Here is an 18738-nt window from a genome sequence, read left to right on the forward strand (position 1 = left end):
TCTATCCTAATAAATATTTCAAAGCATCGCGTGCAATTTTTACTTTATCAAAGGCCTTAGCCCTAGTTTTAGCCTTATTTTTATACGCTTTTCTTAATTTATCGTCTTCAAGCATAGTTTTTAAACCCTGAAACATGGAGTTTTCATTATCTACTTCTACTAAAAGTCCAAATTCATCATCGCCAAAAAGCTCTCTTGCGCCACTTTTATGATCAGTGCAAACCACCGCACAAGAACAAGCTAAGCTTTCAATTAAAACATTTGAAAAGCCTTCAAATACAGAAGCAAAAGCAAAAAATTCGCATTTAGCCATGTATTTATAAGGATTATTATCAAATCCTAAAAGCAAAACCTTTTCTTCTAAATTTAACTCTTTAATCAAAGCTAAAAGCTCATCTTTAAGCACACCTTCACCTAAAATCACAAGCTTTAAATCTGTTTTCAATCTCGCATAAGCACGAATTAATAAAGCATGATTTTTACCTTTATCAAGTCTGCCTACACTTAAAATAAATTTATCTTTTAAAGCTATGTCTTCAAGGGCTTTTTGCTCTATGTTTTCTAAATCGATGGCATTGTACAAAATTTCACATTTTTTTGGATTTATACTAAAATTTTGCACTAAATCTTCTAAATTTCCCTTAGAATTAGGCAAGATTAAATCAGCTTTTGGGTAAAGCAAAGAAATTAAAAATTTATTTGCCAAAGAATTAAAATTATTTTTCGCATACATCACACTTGGCGTAGTGCATTCATTGATCACAAGGCGAGTTTTATTTCCAAACATTCTTGCCATTAAAGCTATATAATTAGGTCGATTTAAAAAAACAAATTCTGTATCAATGCCTAAATTTCTGCAAAGTTTTTTGTATTTTAAAGCCAAAAAAGGTAATTTTAAAAATTTCAAAATAGGATTTTCACTAGGTTTTGAATATTCTAAAAAATGAATTTGACACTCTGGAATTTCATAAGAAATTTTATCATTCATCAAGATCAAATGCACTTCAAATTTCAAACTTAAAATAGGCAATAAAGTCGCCACAACTCTTTCAGCACCACCACTTCCTAAAGAATAAATAAAAATTCCTAATTTTTGCATAAAGCCACCCGAATTTTCGATAATTTTTCAATCATATTATTTGGAATTATACTTAAAATGAGTAATATCAAAGCAGGAGCGTTGATTTTTATACTCAGGCTTTTAAACAAACATTTATAAAGAGCTTTATAATTTTTTGCAAGTTTTGCATAATAAGCTGCCATTTTATAATAACTCGCACAAGTTTTTTTATAATCTTTATCCTTACTCATTCTAAGTTCATTTTCTAAAATTTTAGCAAGCTCTAAATATCCCAAATACACCCTATAAGCATTTTTACTCGCCCCTAAAGTCACGCTATCTTGCCTAAAAATCCTATAAATCCTAAAAGCCTTATGAATATAAAAACTTTTTTCCTTGTATAAATTTACCCAAAGCGTGGCTTCATTGCCATAAAATTCTTCATTAAAACGCTTGTTTTCAAGTAGAGATTTTTTAAAAACAGAAAAAAACTCTCCGCTAAATTTAGCCATTAAAAAATCTTTTTTAGAAATTTCGCTATCTTTTTCCAAACCCTTGCCGCTAAATTCCTTGCTTAAATTTCCTTCTTTTTCTATCAAACAATTTCCAAAAACATGAGCATAACCTTCGTTTGCTTTTTGCATTAAGATGCCTAAAGCCCCAGATAAAAGTTCATCATCATCATCTAAAAAAGTTACAAACTCGCCACTTGCTTGATCTAAGCCATTATTTTTATTGCCATTTGGACCTTGTTTGTAGTTTTGATTTAAAAAATACTTAATGCGATCATCATTTTTTTGTAAATTTTGCACCACACTTTTAGTATCATCGCTAGAATTATCATCGCTTATAATAATTTCTAAATCTTTAAAATCTTGATTTTGTATGCTTTTAATAGCCTTTTCTAACAAAACTTGACGATTAAAAGTTGGTACTATAACAGAAAGTTTAGGCATTTTTAACCTCGACTATAAGCTTAAGCCATTCTTCTTTGATATGAGAAATTTCAAAATCTTTACACCTTTGTTTGGCATTATTTACAAGTTCTTTTCTAAAATTTTCATCATTTAAAACAAGTTCGAGTTTTTTAGCAAGTGCTATTTCATCATCACAACCTACCAAAAGCCCGTCATGATTATCTTTGATCAAATCCTTAGCACCATTATAATAAGAACTTGAAATTCTACAAACCTCAAAATACAAACTTTCAATTAAAACCGTTGGCAAACCCTCTACAAAAGAACAAAGGCAAAGCGCTTTTGCTTTTTCATAAAGAGCCTTGACATTTTCAATGCGTCCTAAAAAATCAACTTTTATTCCTAAAGATTTTACCTTATATTCAAGTTCTTGCCTTAACTCTCCATCTCCTGCTATAACAAATTTATAATTTTCTTGCAAATTTTTATCCAAATGCGCTATAGCTTTTAAAAACATTGCAGGGTTTTTGTTGTGATCTAAACGCCCTATAAAAAGAACCAAATTTTCCTTTTTAAAACTAGAATCAAAAGGAATTTCATCGCTAAAATGACAAGGATTTAATAAAAGCTTAACCCTTTTTACAAATCTTTCATAATACACCTTATCACTGCTTCCAAGCACACTTAAAGCATCACAAAAAGGATAGCTTACCCTTCTTAAAAAACGCCAAATTTTAGGTTTTAAATACGCCTCATTGCTATGCTCACTTATAATGAGTGGAGTTTTAAGCCCTATTTTCGCAGCAATACAAGCAATATTAGTCGTATCCAAAAAAGAAATAAAAACATCAGCCTTACTTTCTTTTAAAGCCTTTCTTAAAGCAAAAAATTTCTTAAAACGACTTGCGATTTTATGATAAAATGTGTCAAATCTAAATTGTTTTAAACTTGTAACTTTAACTTCATTTTCAAGCTTATAAAAAGATTTTCCTGCATGAAATTTAATAATACTTACTTCATGCTCTTTGCAAAGTGCATTAGCCAAGGTTACCAAAACACGCTCAGCGCCTCCTGAATTTAAAGTTGCGATAATAAAGCTTATTTTCATCATTTCTCCTCTTTAAGCTTACCGTGTTCTAAACGATAAACCTTATCACATTGCGTTATCGTAGAAAGGCGATGTGCGATAATAATCATGGTTTTATCTTTAGAAATTTTATAAATTTCATCCATGATTTTTGCTTCACTTTGAGTATCAAGCGCAGAAGTTGCTTCATCAAGCACTAAAATTTCAGGCTCTAAATATAAAGCTCTTGCTATGGCTATGCGTTGTTTTTGCCCCCCGCTTAAATTACTCCCCCCATCGCCCACTTTTGTTTGCACTCCTTGAGGTAAATTTTTTATAAAATGCTCTAAATTTGCTTGTTTGATAACCCTGTTAAGTTTTTCTTCATCAACCGCATCTGTAAAAGTGATATTTTTAGCTATGCTGTCATTAAAAAGATAGATATTTTGCGGAATATAGCCTATTTTTTGGCGATAATTTTTTGCATTGCTTGCATTTAATTCTTGCTCATCAATTAAAATTTGCCCTTCTTTTGGTTTTAAAAGTCCTATGATAAGATCTACTAAGGTACTTTTTCCGCAACCACTCTCCCCTATAAAAGCGATTTTTTCGCCTTTTTTAATGTTTAAGTTAAGATTTTTAAATAAATGTTTTTTTCCCTCATAACCAAAGCTAAGATTGCAAATTTTAAGCTCTTGATTAAAGCTTAATTTTTCCTCGCCCAAATTTTCTTCTTCTTGTCTTAAATTTTGGTAAATAATATCCAAAGAAGAATGATAATAAAGCAAATCATGATAACTTGTGATAATACGATTTGCACTTGGCATTAAGCGATAAAGCGCTAAAACAAAAATAGAAATCGTGGATAAAATACCTGAAATATCACTTTCATTTTTCAAAACCAAAAATACCACGATAAAAACAAGTACGCAAAAACCTATTCCTTCAAGATAAATTCTAGGCACCGCAGCTACGCTTTCATTGGTAATATTTGCTTTAGAAAAAGCTTCACTTTGTGCTTTAAAAAGGCTTAATACTCCATCTTCTTTGGTTTTAAGCTTGATAAATTTGAAATTATTTAAATTTGTATTTAAAATTTCGAAGAAATTTTTCATCGCTTCTTCACGTTTTAGTCCTGCTTTTTTAATGATAGGGCTTAAAATTTTCACTAAAATAAAGGCATTTAACACCATAAAAATACTTAAAAATAAAGTGATTTTATAATTAATCAAAAGCATTAAAGCATAAAGCAAAAGCACTACAAAAATTTCACTCATCAAAAGTAAAAATGATGAAATCATAGTGCTTAGATTATAAACTTCTCCTGTAATGGACTTTAAAATTTCAGATTGATTTTTTTGAGTAAATTTTTCATAATTAATATTTAAAAATTTAGAAAAAACCTTATAAGCGATCGCGTGATAACGTCCTTTAGAAAATCTTGCCAAAAGATGAAAATAATACGCATTTAACAAAGCTCTAAATACATAAAAAACAATAAGCCCCACTCCAAAATAAACAATGATTTCAAAAACAGGGATATTAAGATATTCTTTTAGGCTGATTAAATATTTATTACGATCAAAATAAGAAAAATCACTAGCCAAAGTGATAAAAGGCATTACCAAAGAAATTGCAAAAGTTTCTATAAAAGAAACAAATACTGAAAAAACAAGCAAGAAAAATAAAAAATTTTTATCTTCCTTGCTTAAAATAAAAAAAAGTTTTTTTAACACTGTTTTTCCCAATCAAAAGCAGATTTACAAATAAGCTCTAAATCATCGTATTTAGGCTGCCAAGAAGTAAGATTTCTGATTTTACTTGCATCAGAAATCAATACACTAGGATCGCCCGCACGGCGTGGGGCAAGTTCTACTTTAAAATCCGCTCCGCTAACTTTTTTCATCGCTTCAATCACTTCTTTTACACTAAAACCATGTCCATAACCTACATTAAAAACATTACTTTCATTCTCTTTTAAATAATCCAAAGCTGCTAAATGCGCGCTTGAAATATCATCTACATGGATAAAATCTCTTATGCAAGTACCATCTTTTGTATCATAATCATCGCCAAATATGAAAAGTTTTTCACGTTTTCCTGCGGCACATTCAGCTGCAACTTTTATAAGCAAAGTCGCTTTTGGATAGCGTTGTCCTAAAGTATAATCCATACAAGCACCTGCAACATTAAAATATCTTAAAATACAATGCTTAAATTCAGGATTTGCCATACTTGCATCACGCAAAACTTCTTCGCTCATAAGCTTACTACGACCATAAGGATTAATAGGTGCTAAAGGACTTGTTTCGCTCACAACAGGAGTTTGTGGTTCGCCATAAGTGGCTGCCGTTGAAGAAAATATAAATTTATTCACTCCAGTTTGCAAACAAGTTTCGATGAGATTTGTTGTATTAACAGTGTTGTTCATATAATATTTTAAAGGATTTTGCATACTTTCAAAAACTTCAATGCTCGCTGCAAAATGCACAATAGCGTCAAATTTTTCTCTCTCAAACAATGCTTTTACGCCTTGAAAATCACTTAAATCTTGTTCAAAAAATTTAAAAGCTCTTATTTTTTGCAAATCTTCTATTGCGATTTTAGAGCCCTTAGAAAGATTATCTAAAACACAAATTTCATGATCTGTTTTTAAAAATTGTCTTAAAGTATGAGAACCTATATAACCTGCGCCACCGCTAATAAGAATTTTCATCATCATTCCTTTTTTTAAAAATGTCAAAAATAAATTTTAATATATTTTCTTAAATACTTAAGATTGAACTTTTGAAATTTCATTCTCACAAGCTTTTGCAAAAACTTCTGCATAAGAACGATCTGATTTTTTTGCACGCAAAAAATCTCTCATATAAGAAAGAAAATCAACATAATCTTCTTCACTAACATTACCTTTAATAAGTTCATATTTTAAAAAAAGCATATAGGTGTTTAAAACATCACTTTCACAATATTCGTGAATTTTTTCAAGTTCATTTTCATAAAAAAGTTTCATTACCTCATCGCCATGTACATCATATTTTCCTGGCAAACCCACCATAGAACAAAGTGTATCAAGCTTTATTCCACGCCCATTAGAACCTAAGGATTCCAATAAATCACAATGTTTTAATTCTGAAAATCTTGTTTTATAATTATTCCATTTATCACTTTGGGTATCTAAATAAGTTGCTGCTTTTAAATTGTATTTTAAAGCCCTTAAAACAAGAACAGGCATATCGAAATTTTTACCATTAAAACTGACTAATTTTGGCTCATAATTTTCTATAAAATTAAAAAAATTCTCAATCATTTCTTTTTCATTTTGCCCATCAATTTTATTTACTTTGATAAATTTTCCAAAATTATCGCTTAAAACCGCACAAATACTGATGATTTTATGATAAGGCAAAGGCAAAAACTCACTTCCGCTTTGTTCTTTTTGCCACTGAAGTGCTTTTAAACTTACCTCTAAATCACTTCCTTCAAAACCTAAAGTTTTGCGGATAAGCTCAACATCTGGCACACTCTCACAATCAAAAACACAAATATAACCTTCATTTTTTGCCATTTTTAACCTTTTTTTAAATAATTTCGCTAAAATCATAGCAAAAATTTTAAAATATTAGGCTTTTAATGAAAATAGCAATTGTTCGTTTATCAGCACTTGGTGATATTATCCAAAGTGCCGTGGTTTTGCAATTTGTCAAAAATTTTAAAAAAGATATAAAAATTCATTGGTTTGTAGATGAAAAATTTGAAGGCATACTCAAAAATCATCCTTTAATAGACAAACTCTATGCCCTGCCCTTAAAAGACAAAAAAATTTTAAAAAGCCTAAAAATTCTTCTTAAAGCAAGAAAAAACAACTATAATACAGTAATAGATCTACAAGGGCTTATAAAATCTGCTATTGTAAGTCGAATTTTAAGTAGAAATAATTTTGGTTTTGATAAAAATAGCCTTAAAGAAAGTTTTGCTCATAATTTCTATAACCAAAAACTTGAGTTAGATTACAATGAAAATGTATTTGTAAGATACTTAAGTCTTACCTCCTTTATGTTAAATACTGATTTTAATGTCAAAAATTTAGCCTTTAAACAAGATATTTTTAGCGTAGATGAAAATTTAAAACAACTCTTAAACAATAAACTCAAACTCGATAAAAACGAAAAAAACATACTCATACATGTAGGTTCAAGCGTAGAAAATAAAATCTATCCTAAAACCAAACTTGCTATACTTTGCAAACTTTTAATCAATGAATTTCAACAAGCAAAAATTTGGCTCGCTTGGGGAAATGTAAAAGAATATGAATTTGCTAAAGAGGTTTTAAATCTTAGTGGTATTGATGAAACACATATAGAATTAGCGCCAAAATTCAGTCTTGAAGAGCTAATGGCTTTTACAAAAATGATGAATTTAATCATAGGAAATGATAGCGGTCCAACACATTTAGCTTTTGCTTTAAACAAAGCATCTATTACGATTTTTGGAGCAACACCAAGCTACCGCAATGCTTTTCAAACTCATATCAATAAAATCATTGACGCAGGTAAAAAAATCCAAAATGCCAAGCATATCGATAAAAGTGATTTTTGTATCACGCGCATAGAAGAAGAAGATATCTTCAAACTTGCCAAAGGCTTACTTAATGAAAAATAGCGATAGAATATATCTTAGTCTTTATTATATTTTGAAATTTTTTGTTACTTTTATGCCTGATTGTATCTTGCATTTTTTAACTTTAATTGCGGCAAGAATCACTTTTCATCTTAACAAAAAACATCGCAAAATCATCGATATAAATTTGCAAATCTGTTTTCCTCAATACACTCAAAAAGAACGCGATAAATTGTCTTTGAAAATTTATGAAAATTTTGCTCAATTTGGAATTGATTGTTTGCAAAATCAAAACACTACCAAAGAAAAAATTCTCAATAAAGTAAAATTTATCAATGAAAATTTACTTACAGACGCTCTAGCTTTAAAGCGTCCTATTATCTTCACAACTGCACACTATGGAAACTGGGAAATTTTAAGCCTTGCTTATGCAGCTAAATATGGTGCGATTTCTATAGTGGGGAAAAAGTTAAAAAGCGAAGTTATGTATGAAATTTTAAGTAAAAATCGTACCCAATTTGACATAGAGCTTATTGACAAAAAAGGGGGGTTAAGACGAATGCTAAGTGCTCTAAAAAAGGGGCGAACTTTAGGAATTTTAACCGATCAAGACTGCGTAGAAAACGAAAGCGTAAGATTGAAATTTTTTAACAAAGAAGTGAATTATCAAATAGGAGCAAGCCTTATCGCACAAAGAAGCAATGCTTTAATCATCCCTGTTTATGCCTATAAAGAAGATAGTAAATTTTGCATAGAGTTTTTTAAAGCAAAAGATTCTCAAAATGCAAGTTTAGAAGAACTGACACTTTATCAAGCACAAAGTTGCGAAGAAATGATTAAAAAAAGACCTTGGGAATACTTTTTTTTCCATAGACGCTTTGCTAGTTATAATCAAGGAATATACTCATGAATATTTCAATAGTAATACTAACTTTTAATAGCCAAAAATATCTTCAAGAAGTATTGCAAAGTGTTAATTTTGCTAATGAAATTATTTTAATAGATAGCGGAAGCACGGATGATAGTTTAATAATAGCAAAAGCTTTTAAAAATGTGAAAATTTTCCATCAAGATTGGCTTGGTTTTGGAAAGCAAAAACAATTTGGAGTTGAAAAAGCAAATAATGACTGGATATTTGTTTTAGATAGTGATGAAGTTTTTACTGAAGAATTAAAAGAGGAAGTATTGCAAATAATCAAAAATCCATCATTTAAAGCATACAAAGTAGCAAGATTAAATTTTTTCTTTGGAGAAGCAATAACAAAAATGGGGCTATATCCTGATTATAACATAAGATTATTTCATAAAAAATATGCCAAATTTAATGAAAGAGAAGTTCATGAAAGCATAATCTGTCAAGAAAAAATAGGGAAATTAAAACATCATTTTTTACATTATGCTTATGAAAATATCGAGCAATTTATAGATAAGCAAAACAAATACTCAAGTCTAAATCCTAAAAAAAATAACCTTCTTAAAGCTTTAATAAATCCTTATTGGACTTTTTTTAAACTTTATTTTGTAAAATTAGGTTTTTTAGAAGGCAAAAGAGGTTTTATCATAGCAAAGCTTTATGCACAATATACTTTTTGGAAATATATTAAATAGGAGTGCAACAATGAAAGGCATTATTTTAGCTGGAGGTAGTGGAACTAGACTTTATCCTAGCACATTAACTTTATGCAAGCAACTTTTACCTATATACGATAAACCAATGATTTATTATCCTATGTCTGTTTTAATGCTTGCAAAAATTAAAGAAGTTTTGATTATTTCTACTCCAAAAGATATTGATAGATTTAAAGAGCTATTCAAAGATGGTTCTTTTCTTGGAATGCAAATTCAGTATAAAATTCAAGAGCGTCCAGAAGGTTTAGCACAAGGACTTATTTTGGCGCAAGATTTTATTCAAGATGATGATATTGCATTAATTTTAGGAGATAATATTTTTTACGGACAAGGCTTTAGTGATATTTTGGAAAATGCAAAAGATGACTTAAAAAAAGGATTTGCTAGTATTTTTTCTTATCATGTAAAAGATCCAGAAAGATTTGGAGTGGTAGAAATAGATCAAAATGGAAATGTTTTAAGCCTGGAAGAAAAACCCAAAAATCCAAAAAGCAACCATGTGGCAACTGGTTTATATTTTTATAATAATGATGCTATAGATATTGCAAAAAATGTAAGACCAAGTGCAAGAGGAGAACTTGAAATAACAGATGTAAATATAGAATATTTAAGGTTAAATAAGCTAAAATCACAACATTTAGGAAGAGGTTTTGCTTGGATTGACACAGGAACTCACGATAGTCTTATAGAAGCTAGTTCGTTTGTGCAAACCATAGAATTAAGGCAGGGTTATAAGATTGCCTGCTTGGAAGAAATAGCCTACAATAACAACTGGATAGATAATGAAGTCCTAGAAAAAAGAGCATTGTTACTTTCAAAAAGTAATTATGGTCAATATTTATATAAAATACTTAGTCAAGGAAAATAATGTATATTTTAGTTACTGGCGGAGCTGGTTTTATAGGTAGTAATTTTTTATTATATTTTTTTGAGAAAAATCCAGATGCTAAAATTATAAATTTAGATTTTTTAACATATGCTAGCGATATATCAAATTTAAATGAATTAAAAAATAATCCTAATTATATATTTATTCAAGGAGATATAAGTGATGTTTTTTTGATTAATGAAATTTTCAGAAAATATAAAATAAATGCGGTTATAAATTTTGCAGCAGAATCACATGTAGATAATTCCATAAAAAATCCAGATATTTTTATAAAAACAAATATATACGGAACTTGGAATTTATTAAACTCAGCTTATAAAACTTGGTTTCTCGAACCTTTTCTTAAAAAAGACGAATTTAAACAAAGTTTCTTTTATCAAATAAGTACAGATGAAGTTTATGGATCTTTAGGAGAAAATGGAAAATTTACAGAAGATAACGCTTATGCTCCAAATTCCCCTTATTCAGCTTCAAAAGCAAGTGCTGATATGCTTGTTAGAAGTTATCATTATACTTATGGATTAAATGCTGTTATCTCTAATTGTTCTAATAACTATGGACCTTTTCAGCACGATGAAAAACTTATACCCACTATAATAAGAAATGCTTTAAATGGGACTCCGATTCCTATATATGGAGATGGTAAAAATATAAGAGATTGGCTATATGTAAAAGATCATTGCATAGCTATAGAAAATATTTATAAATATACTTTTGAAAAAATAAACAAAAATGATATTTTTTTTGATTCCTTTAATATAGGAACAAATGAAGAATGGCAAAATATAGACATAGCTAATAAAATTTGTTCTTATTTAGATAATGTATTGCCAAAAAAGACTTCTTATAAAGAACAAATTATTTTTGTAAAGGATAGAGTCGGTCATGATAGAAGATATGCCATAGATTCGACAAAATTACAAAGGGTTATAGATTGGAAAGCACAAGAAAATTTTAATAGCGGTTTAGATAAAACTATACAATGGTACATTAAAAAATACAGGGGTTAAATTTGAACTATACAATATTAAAATTCAAAGCCATAAATAGTAAAAATTCAATATTAAATGTCCATCAAAAAGATGTAAATTGTCCATTTGAAATTAAAAGAATTTTTTATATATATGATTTTTTAGATGATTCAATAAGAGGTGATCATGCTAATTTAAATTCAGAATTTATTTTTATAGCTTTAAATGGAAGTTGCGAAATTTTAATAGACGATGGAAAAACAAAACAAAAAATAATATTAAACAACAAAACCAAAGGCTTATATATAGATAAAATGATATGGAAACAAATGTATAATTTTTCTAAAGATTGTATTTTATTGGTATTAACAAATACTTATTATGATGAAAAAGAGTATATTTATGATTATAAGTATTTTTGTGAATTAAAAAATAATATGGGGGGGGTATGCTATAAAAACCATGCCTTAAAAGCGGCATGAAAAGTTATAAAATTTTAAAGTTAGATGCCATAAAAGATGATAGAGGTAAATTAGTAGCTTTAGAAAGCAATAAAGAAATTCCATTTGAGATAAAAAGGGTGTATTATATATTTGATACAGAACCAAATTTTCCAAGAGGAGCACATGCACATAAAAATTTAGAGCAAGTGCTTATAATGATGAGTGGTTCTTGTGATATAATACTAAATGATGGAAAAAATTGTGAAAAAATTTGTTTAAATCGTCCTGATATGGGTCTTTATATAGGTAAAAATATGTGGAGAGAAATGAAAAATTTTTCTTATGGAGCAAAATTGCTAGTTTTGGCAAGTGATTTTTATGATGAAAAAGAGTATATAAGAAATTATGATGAGTTTTTAAAGGTTTTATAATGCTTAAAAAATATTTTTTAGAATATTTGGATCAATTTATTTACAATTTTCTATATAAAAATGTTGGCATAATGCCTATTAGATTATGCAAATTTATTGCTGTTTATTATCCAGATGCAAGAATAAGAAAATTATATTGGGAGAGAATGGGAGTTCAATTTGGTAAAAATTCTTTTGCAAACATTGGTTTAAATATAATTTTTAATAGGATAGAAAACATAAAAGTGTTTATAGGCAATAATGTTTCTATTGCTAGAGATTGCACTTTAATAGTTGATAGTGGACCATGTAATAATAGTTTTTTACTAGATTGTGAGTATGTCAAAAATAAATTAATACATGATGGAGATGCAAAAATTATTATAGAAGATGATGTATGGATTGGAGCAAATGTAACAATTATGCCAAATGTAAAGATAAAAAAAGGAAGTATAATAGGCGCTTGTTCACTTGTAACAAAAGATACAGAAGAATATACAATTTATGCTGGTACCCCAGCAAAAAAAATAAAGAAAATACTATGAAAAGAAATATCAAACAATATACTAAAAATTACACAAGCAAAGAGCATGATTTTGAAGAAATAATGGTTTATTACAGAAGAAAAAAAGTATTAGAAATTTTAAATAAATACAATCCTAGAAACATTTTAGAAATAGGATGTGGCATGGATTCTATTTTTAATTATTATAAAAATTTTAATAAAGCAACTATAATAGAACCATCTGATGCATTTTATAATAAAGCTATAAGCGATTTTAAAGAAAAGGATAATATAGAAATTTTTAATGATTTCTTAGAAAATATAACAAAAACATTGAAAAATAATAATTTTGATTTTATAATATGTAGCAGCTTATTGCACGAAGTAAATAATCCTGATAGTTTTTTAAAAGATATTTTAAAAATATGTATTAAAGAAACTATAATTCATATAAATGTCCCGAATTCAAATTCTTTTCATTTGCTTTGGGCTTATGAGAGTGGTTTGATAAATAAACTTGGAAATTTGACAAATACAGCCATAAAATTTCAACAAAATACAACATTTGATTTAAATAAACTCACACAATTCGTAAAAAATCATATTGGCGGGGCGGGGTGTATATTAGATAGTGGTTCGTATTTTATAAAACCTTTTAATCATTCTAAAATGTCATTATGCTTAGAAAATGGAATTATAGATGAAAAATTACTAGATGGTTTATACAAATTAAATGATTATATGCATGAATTTGGTGCTGAAATTTTTGTAAATATTAGGATTTGAATGGATATATTAGAAATAACAGAAAGCGAATATCATAATTTTGATTTAACATTTTCATATTTTGACTTGGTCAGTTTTATAAATTATAATAAATATAAAGTAAATGATGTGAAATATTTTTTATTTAAAAATAATAAAAATAGATTTATTATTTCTTGTGGTATTAAAGAAAATGATATGCTATTTCCTTTTTCAGCACCATTTTCATGTTTAACAAACATATCAAAAGATAATAAGATGTTATATTATCATGAAGCTATTAAACTTACAATTAAATGGGCTAACGAAAATTGTAAAAAAAATATATATTTTAATACACCACCATTATTTTATAATTACAGCCATATAACAAAATTACAAAATGCGTTAATATCTAATAATTTTAGCATAAATGATTATGATGTAAATTATGAAATTTATTTAGAAAATATAGATGATTATCTGAATACAATAAAACATGCAGCTAAAAAAAATTTAAACTCATCTTTAGAGCACAAATTAAAATTTATTAAAACAAATAAATTAGAAATTGTTTTTAACATAATAAAAGAAAATAGAGAAAGTAAAAACTATAATTTAAATATGACAATTGAAGATGTAGAACAGACATCAAAAATTATACCTACAGATTTGTTTTTAGTATATAAAGATGATATACCTATAGCATCTGCTATTGTTCATATAATGAGCCAAAATATAACTAGAGTGGTATATTGGGGAAATACTACAAATAGCAATAAATATCGCCCTATGAATTTTTTATCTTATAATTTATTTTTATATTATAAAAATCAGAATTTCAAAATAGTTGACATAGGCACATCAACTCTACATACTACTCCAAATTTTGGATTATGTGATTATAAAGAAAGTATAGGGTGTAGTTGTTCGCCAAAAATAAATTTTTTACATAAAGTAAAAAAATGAAAAAAATATCTATCATAACCCCATGTTTTAATCATGAAAAATATGTGAGTTATTTTTTACAAAGTGTTTTAGAGCAAAGTTTTAGTGATTTTGAGCTCATTATAGTAGATGATTGTTCAAGTGATAATAGCACAAAAGAAATTCAAAAATTTAAAGATCCAAAAATAAAACTTATAAAACATGAATTTAACAAAGGTATAAATGCGACATTAAATACAGCTTTTGAAAACTCAAATGGAGAATACATAGTATTTTGTGCAAGTGATGATATATTAGAAAAAAATGCTTTAGAAATTATCTATAAAACATTTAAAGATAATGATATTATAGCTGTATATCCAAATTTGATTTGTATAGATGAAAATAATGAAATTTTAGGGAGCTTATATCCATTAAAACAAAGAAATAAGGTAGAATTATTATATTATTTATTTATGCGATACAACTGCTTAACATCAGTTGGATTATCTTTAAAAAGAGATGTTTTTGAAAAATTATATCCTTTACCAAATTCAATGTGCAACTATCAAGATATGAAGATGCATATTGATATATTAAATATTGGCGAAATTAAAATACTTGAAACACAACTTATAAGATACAGAAGAACTAGGGACAAAACAAATATAAGTTCTCATAATAGCATCACAACAACTCGAGAAAACCTAGAAACAGAAATGCTCTTAGATACTTACTTAAAATTTGATAATATATTTTTATTAGAGCAAATTTTTCATAAAGAAGTAAATAAAACAAATATAAAACCTTATCAAGAGACATTGCCTTTTTTTTTAGGAATAATGGCTTTAGAATCTGACAACATATATAAAAAATATTGGGGTTATCATAAAATAATGGAATTTTATAAAAATGATGCCAATGCTAAAATTTTATATGAAAAATATAATTTTACATTTAAAGACTATCTACAATTAGCAAAAAAATGTGATACAGGGGATATTTTTATAAAAAAATATAGAAAATATAAAAAAATGTTTAATTATACAGCTTTATTATTGGGTATAATTGTATTTATTTTAATTTTTAATTTTATAATAATGGAAATCAAATGATAAAATTTTTAGACTTAAAACAAATAAATGATAGATTTAATACTGAATTTATAACAAAATTTAAAGAAATTCTAGAAAGTGGTTGGTATATACTTGGAAAGCAATGTGAAAAATTTGAAAATAATTTTGCAAAATATTGTGGGGTTAAACATTGCATAGGCGTTGCAAATGGGCTTGATGCTTTAAGATTGATCATAAAAGCTTATAACTTTAAAGAAAATGACGAAATCATAGTTCCCGCAAATACATACATAGCATCAATTTTAGCTATAACTGATAATAAATGCAAACCTATACTGATAGAGCCTGATATCAATACTTACAACATAAATCCTGATTTAATAGAAGAAAAGATCACAAAAAAAACTAAAGCTATCATGGTTGTTCATCTTTATGGTCAAGTTTGTGATATGGAAAAAATTCAGTTGTTAGCTAATAAATACAATTTAAAAATTATAGAAGATTGTGCTCAAGCACATGGTGCTATTTATAAAGATAAACGAGTTGGAAATTTGGGAGATGCCGCCGGTTTTTCTTTTTACCCTGGTAAAAATTTAGGTGCTTTAGGGGATGCTGGGTGTATTTGCACCAATGATGATAATTTTGCATCCAAAATTAGAGCTTTAGCAAACTATGGCTCTCATAAAAAATATGAAAATTTATATATAGGATTAAATTCTAGATTAGATGAGATACAAGCTGCTTTTTTGGATATAAAATTAAAATATTTAGATGAAGACAATAATAAAAGAAAAAATATAGCAAATTTTTATCTACAAAATATAAAAAATGAAAATATTATATTACCTAGTAATAAATTTGATCATGTTTGGCATCTATTTGTAGTCAAAACAAAGCTTAGAGATGAATTACAACACTATCTAAATAATCATGATATTCAAACTATTATACACTATCCTATCCCTCCTCATAAGCAAAAATGCTATAAAGATTTAAATCATTTACAACTACCCGTAACAGAAAACATCCATCAAGAAGTTTTGTCATTACCTATATCGCCAACCATGAAAGAAAATGATTTTAAAAAAGTGGCTGATATATTAAACAAATGGAAAGTCTGATAGATCGCTCTCCATTTTATTCGCTTATTCTTTAAAAAATTTCAAGAAATTTTTTATAGTATTCCCAACTATTAATAATATCTGGTCTATGCTCTTTTATATGTTGCAATTCATAATCCAAAATATTTTTAATTTTTTTTCCTAAATCTTGATGCTCCTTTAAATAATTTAAAACATCTTCTTCTTTTACCATATTTTCAAGTCTTTCATTCGCTTTTTTCTCTAAAATAATCATAAATTTTTCAAAATATTCTCTAAGATCATTGATTAAAGCTTTATCATCTTTAATAATGGTCCAATTTTTATTTTCTATATTAATCGAAATTTTATCAAATAACTTGCTTTTTGTATTTACAAGTTCTTTTTTTATATCAATTAAATCATCTTTTATCTCATTATAATGCTTATCATTGTCTAAAAATACTTTATTTTCATCAGATACTATTATCAAAATATCATTATTGACAATAAGTCTATAAGGTAGTAAATAATACAATTCGTTCCAAAATTTCTGCTTAAATTTATATTCATCATTATCATTTGGTTCTTTAAAATTAAGCTCTTTAGCAAGAGTTTTTATAGTGGCAAATGCATTATCTTTTGAAATTGATTTCGTGTCTACATATAATATATTTTTGTTTTTAATCAAGTTTATATTTGAAAAATAGCTAAAACTTAGCTCTTCGTTTACGATAAAATAGATAGATGATAAATCAGGTTTTTTAAGATTAGCATTATGTCCATTTTTATCTGTATATCTTATTCTATCTAAATTTTCAAATATATCTTCATTTATATAAAAATTTTTTAATTCATTTTTACCAAGTTCTTCAATCTTATAAGAACCATGATTAACCATTGTTTTTAATCTAGATATAGGATCTCTTGTCAAAATTACAACAGGCTTATTTTTATTTAAAATTTTACTTATATGCTTATATTTTGGCTGCATACTTTGATACCAAGCTATTTCTACATAATAATTTTTTTTATTAAAATTCTTATATTCTTTATAATAACTATAATTATTCTGATATAAGACAAAGTCATCTAATTCACAATATTTTAAAAAACTTTTAAAAGCCCAATGCCCACTTACACCATAACTAAATAATATAAATTTATAATCATCTTTTAAAGGTTTGCAAAATTTTAATAAATAAGGAGTAAAAATATTGATATTAAATTTTTTCTCATATTTAGTGTATATTTTTATTTTTTTATATTTTATAAATTCAGCTATTCCTTGTTGTTTGATTATTTGTATGGATTTCGATTTTTTCATTGATTTTCCTTTATATATTTTTTTAAATATAGCAATTTTTCTTTAGTTACCATATCAGGTGATATTATATCTTTATATTCTTTGATACTAAAATCATCTATGGGAATTAATTCTATCTCATTTTTATCTAAGCTTCTCTTAAAATATGGAAAATGATAATTTAAAAATTCTGTTTGATAAATTTTTAACTTTTTTATATCCAAATACTCCATACAATACCTATCTTCATGCATACTTTCTGCCCATTTAAGATGATTATTTTTTATCAACCATTGATCATTACTCTTGTTATTCAAGATATTATTGATACTCTTATACTTTACTATAAATACCTCAGCTCTATCATCATCTTTATAATAAAAATCTATTCGAGAATAACAAAGTATATCATAGTCTTTTTTAGGTATATAAAAACTTTTGTATAATCTTTTAGCATCATAAATATGATCAACATCTATTTTTATAAGCCATTCGTTTTTTGGGATATAATTCATTACATAATTACAAAATTGGTAAAATTTATTCTTTTCGCTTTGCGGATTTTCAATTTGTACTTCATAAGGGTATTTTACTGGTATAAAAGAAGGATACTGTTTGCAAAATTCTAAGATTATCTCTTCGCTTCCATCATTACAATCATTATATCCTATAATCCCTCTTTGTATAGCCGGAAGTATACTTTTTAACGAAGCTTTCAAAGTTAATGCTTCATTTTTTACTCTTATATAAGCCCATGGATTTAAAGGGGATTTTGGATTTTTCGAATTTTCATCAAAATCAAAAAATCCTTTGTGTTTAGATTTTATAATGTGATTTATTTTATAAAAATGTTCATTATCATATTTTTCTATATTATCTACTATATCTTTTGGAATATACGAATTTAAATTATCAAGTTTTATTTGCATAAATTGATTGAGTAATTTTTCTCTAATTATTGCTCTTATATTTTTATTTGGTATAAACAAGCATACAATCTTCGCTAAATATTTTTTTAAATAATACGGATAATATATCATTGCCATAACCTTTTTTATTTATATTATAGTATAATTTTATCTTATAAATTATTATG

The 18738-nt window shown here is 26.8% G+C and carries 20 protein-coding genes; 12 read left to right on the forward strand and 8 right to left on the reverse strand.

The window, feature by feature from the left end; genetic code table 11:
• Window position 1: 1 nt before the first annotated feature.
• Genes pglJ through AJ936_RS08170 form a run of 6 tightly spaced genes read right to left on the reverse strand, consistent with a single transcriptional unit; the run spans window position 2 to window position 6611 of the window.
• Window positions 2-1099, reverse strand: a complete 1098-nt coding sequence (gene pglJ, locus AJ936_RS08145; protein ID WP_044780182.1) for an N-acetylgalactosamine-N,N'-diacetylbacillosaminyl-diphospho-undecaprenol 4-alpha-N-acetylgalactosaminyltransferase — start codon at window positions 1097-1099, stop codon at window positions 2-4.
• Entirely contained in the window at window positions 1087-2016 is a 930-nt protein-coding gene (pglI, locus tag AJ936_RS08150) for a GalNAc(5)-diNAcBac-PP-undecaprenol beta-1,3-glucosyltransferase (protein WP_044780181.1), read from the reverse strand. Before pglI ends, pglJ begins: the two co-directional genes overlap by 13 nt.
• Window positions 2009-3088 (reverse strand): GalNAc-alpha-(1->4)-GalNAc-alpha-(1->3)-diNAcBac-PP-undecaprenol alpha-1,4-N-acetyl-D-galactosaminyltransferase, encoded by a 1080-nt coding sequence (gene pglH, locus AJ936_RS08155; RefSeq protein ID WP_079860816.1) that lies wholly within the window; start codon window positions 3086-3088, stop codon window positions 2009-2011. The genes pglI and pglH overlap by 8 nt, the downstream gene beginning before the upstream one ends.
• Entirely contained in the window at window positions 3085-4779 is a 1695-nt protein-coding gene (gene pglK / locus AJ936_RS08160) for an ABC-type lipopolysaccharide transporter PglK (protein WP_070274335.1), read from the reverse strand. The genes pglH and pglK overlap by 4 nt, the downstream gene beginning before the upstream one ends.
• Complete coding sequence (galE, locus tag AJ936_RS08165; protein WP_044780178.1) at window positions 4773-5759, reverse strand: UDP-glucose 4-epimerase GalE; 987 nt, start codon at window positions 5757-5759, stop codon at window positions 4773-4775. Before galE ends, pglK begins: the two co-directional genes overlap by 7 nt.
• 57 nt (window positions 5760-5816) lie before the next feature.
• Window positions 5817-6611 carry a 3'-5' exonuclease gene (locus AJ936_RS08170; RefSeq protein ID WP_044780177.1) on the reverse strand — a complete coding sequence of 265 codons (795 nt, stop codon included), beginning with the start codon at window positions 6609-6611 and terminating at the stop codon, window positions 5817-5819.
• A gap of 65 nt (window positions 6612-6676) precedes the next feature.
• On the opposite strand from AJ936_RS08170, the gene waaC reads away from it, so the two are divergent.
• From waaC to wlaRG, 12 genes are read left to right on the forward strand one after another with little or no spacing between them, the layout of a single operon-like run.
• Window positions 6677-7705: a lipopolysaccharide heptosyltransferase I gene (gene waaC / locus AJ936_RS08175; protein ID WP_070274337.1), complete on the forward strand. Its 1029-nt coding sequence runs from the start codon at window positions 6677-6679 to the stop codon at window positions 7703-7705.
• On the forward strand, window positions 7695-8573 hold the full coding sequence (locus AJ936_RS08180; RefSeq protein WP_070274339.1) for a lipid A biosynthesis lauroyl acyltransferase: 879 nt from the start codon (window positions 7695-7697) through the stop codon (window positions 8571-8573). Before waaC ends, AJ936_RS08180 begins: the two co-directional genes overlap by 11 nt.
• Window positions 8570-9271, forward strand: coding sequence for a glycosyltransferase family 2 protein (locus tag AJ936_RS08185; protein ID WP_070274341.1), 702 nt, complete (start codon window positions 8570-8572; stop codon window positions 9269-9271). The genes AJ936_RS08180 and AJ936_RS08185 overlap by 4 nt, the downstream gene beginning before the upstream one ends.
• Window positions 9272-9281: 10 nt before the next feature.
• Window positions 9282-10160, forward strand: a complete 879-nt coding sequence (gene rfbA, locus AJ936_RS08190; RefSeq protein WP_070274432.1) for a glucose-1-phosphate thymidylyltransferase RfbA — start codon at window positions 9282-9284, stop codon at window positions 10158-10160.
• Window positions 10160-11191, forward strand: coding sequence for a dTDP-glucose 4,6-dehydratase (gene rfbB / locus AJ936_RS08195; protein ID WP_070274343.1), 1032 nt, complete (start codon window positions 10160-10162; stop codon window positions 11189-11191). The genes rfbA and rfbB overlap by 1 nt, the downstream gene beginning before the upstream one ends.
• Window positions 11192-11193: 2 nt before the next feature.
• Entirely contained in the window at window positions 11194-11634 is a 441-nt protein-coding gene (gene wlaRA / locus AJ936_RS08200) for a class E lipooligosaccharide biosynthesis 3,4-ketoisomerase WlaRA (protein ID WP_070274344.1), read from the forward strand.
• Window positions 11631-12026 carry a class E lipooligosaccharide biosynthesis 3,4-ketoisomerase WlaRB gene (gene wlaRB, locus AJ936_RS08205; protein WP_070274346.1) on the forward strand — a complete coding sequence of 132 codons (396 nt, stop codon included), beginning with the start codon at window positions 11631-11633 and terminating at the stop codon, window positions 12024-12026. The genes wlaRA and wlaRB overlap by 4 nt, the downstream gene beginning before the upstream one ends.
• Window positions 12026-12550: an acyltransferase gene (locus tag AJ936_RS08210; protein WP_070274349.1), complete on the forward strand. Its 525-nt coding sequence runs from the start codon at window positions 12026-12028 to the stop codon at window positions 12548-12550. Before wlaRB ends, AJ936_RS08210 begins: the two co-directional genes overlap by 1 nt.
• Complete coding sequence (locus tag AJ936_RS08215) at window positions 12547-13296, forward strand: bifunctional 2-polyprenyl-6-hydroxyphenol methylase/3-demethylubiquinol 3-O-methyltransferase UbiG (protein ID WP_070274351.1); 750 nt, start codon at window positions 12547-12549, stop codon at window positions 13294-13296. Before AJ936_RS08210 ends, AJ936_RS08215 begins: the two co-directional genes overlap by 4 nt.
• Entirely contained in the window at window positions 13297-14223 is a 927-nt protein-coding gene (locus AJ936_RS08220) for a hypothetical protein (RefSeq protein ID WP_014517060.1), read from the forward strand.
• Window positions 14220-15296, forward strand: a complete 1077-nt coding sequence (locus AJ936_RS08225) for a glycosyltransferase family A protein (protein WP_014517061.1) — start codon at window positions 14220-14222, stop codon at window positions 15294-15296. Before AJ936_RS08220 ends, AJ936_RS08225 begins: the two co-directional genes overlap by 4 nt.
• A complete protein-coding gene (wlaRG, locus tag AJ936_RS08230; RefSeq protein ID WP_002891870.1) occupies window positions 15293-16378 on the forward strand; it encodes a class E lipooligosaccharide biosynthesis aminotransferase WlaRG in 1086 nt (361 codons plus the stop codon). Before AJ936_RS08225 ends, wlaRG begins: the two co-directional genes overlap by 4 nt.
• A 31-nt stretch (window positions 16379-16409) precedes the next feature.
• Here the strand turns inward: wlaRG and AJ936_RS08235 are convergent, their stop codons facing one another.
• Window positions 16410-17663: a DUF2972 domain-containing protein gene (locus AJ936_RS08235; protein WP_052821867.1), complete on the reverse strand. Its 1254-nt coding sequence runs from the start codon at window positions 17661-17663 to the stop codon at window positions 16410-16412.
• A complete protein-coding gene (locus AJ936_RS08240; protein WP_002891861.1) occupies window positions 17660-18682 on the reverse strand; it encodes a hypothetical protein in 1023 nt (340 codons plus the stop codon). The genes AJ936_RS08235 and AJ936_RS08240 overlap by 4 nt, the downstream gene beginning before the upstream one ends.
• Between the last annotated feature and the right edge of the window lie 56 nt (window positions 18683-18738).

This window comes from Campylobacter sp. BCW_6877, from assembly GCF_001762445.1.
GTDB lineage: Bacteria > Campylobacterota > Campylobacteria > Campylobacterales > Campylobacteraceae > Campylobacter_D > Campylobacter_D jejuni.

Excerpts from the sequence above, each read along its gene's own strand:
- pglJ (WP_044780182.1), bottom strand. The coding sequence starts at position 1,099 with ATGCAAAAATTAGGAATTTTTATTTATTCTTTAGGAAGTGGTGGTGCT.
- pglI (WP_044780181.1), bottom strand. The coding sequence starts at position 2,016 with ATGCCTAAACTTTCTGTTATAGTACCAACTTTTAATCGTCAAGTTTTG.
- pglH (WP_079860816.1), bottom strand. The coding sequence starts at position 3,088 with ATGATGAAAATAAGCTTTATTATCGCAACTTTAAATTCAGGAGGCGCT.
- galE (WP_044780178.1), bottom strand. The coding sequence starts at position 5,759 with ATGAAAATTCTTATTAGCGGTGGCGCAGGTTATATAGGTTCTCATACT.
- AJ936_RS08170 (WP_044780177.1), bottom strand. The coding sequence starts at position 6,611 with ATGGCAAAAAATGAAGGTTATATTTGTGTTTTTGATTGTGAGAGTGTG.
- waaC (WP_070274337.1), top strand. The coding sequence starts at position 6,677 with ATGAAAATAGCAATTGTTCGTTTATCAGCACTTGGTGATATTATCCAA.
- AJ936_RS08180 (WP_070274339.1), top strand. The coding sequence starts at position 7,695 with ATGAAAAATAGCGATAGAATATATCTTAGTCTTTATTATATTTTGAAA.
- AJ936_RS08185 (WP_070274341.1), top strand. The coding sequence starts at position 8,570 with ATGAATATTTCAATAGTAATACTAACTTTTAATAGCCAAAAATATCTT.
- rfbA (WP_070274432.1), top strand. The coding sequence starts at position 9,282 with ATGAAAGGCATTATTTTAGCTGGAGGTAGTGGAACTAGACTTTATCCT.
- rfbB (WP_070274343.1), top strand. The coding sequence starts at position 10,160 with ATGTATATTTTAGTTACTGGCGGAGCTGGTTTTATAGGTAGTAATTTT.
- wlaRB (WP_070274346.1), top strand. The coding sequence starts at position 11,631 with ATGAAAAGTTATAAAATTTTAAAGTTAGATGCCATAAAAGATGATAGA.
- AJ936_RS08210 (WP_070274349.1), top strand. The coding sequence starts at position 12,026 with ATGCTTAAAAAATATTTTTTAGAATATTTGGATCAATTTATTTACAAT.
- AJ936_RS08215 (WP_070274351.1), top strand. The coding sequence starts at position 12,547 with ATGAAAAGAAATATCAAACAATATACTAAAAATTACACAAGCAAAGAG.
- AJ936_RS08220 (WP_014517060.1), top strand. The coding sequence starts at position 13,297 with ATGGATATATTAGAAATAACAGAAAGCGAATATCATAATTTTGATTTA.
- AJ936_RS08225 (WP_014517061.1), top strand. The coding sequence starts at position 14,220 with ATGAAAAAAATATCTATCATAACCCCATGTTTTAATCATGAAAAATAT.
- wlaRG (WP_002891870.1), top strand. The coding sequence starts at position 15,293 with ATGATAAAATTTTTAGACTTAAAACAAATAAATGATAGATTTAATACT.
- AJ936_RS08235 (WP_052821867.1), bottom strand. The coding sequence starts at position 17,663 with ATGAAAAAATCGAAATCCATACAAATAATCAAACAACAAGGAATAGCT.
- AJ936_RS08240 (WP_002891861.1), bottom strand. The coding sequence starts at position 18,682 with ATGATATATTATCCGTATTATTTAAAAAAATATTTAGCGAAGATTGTA.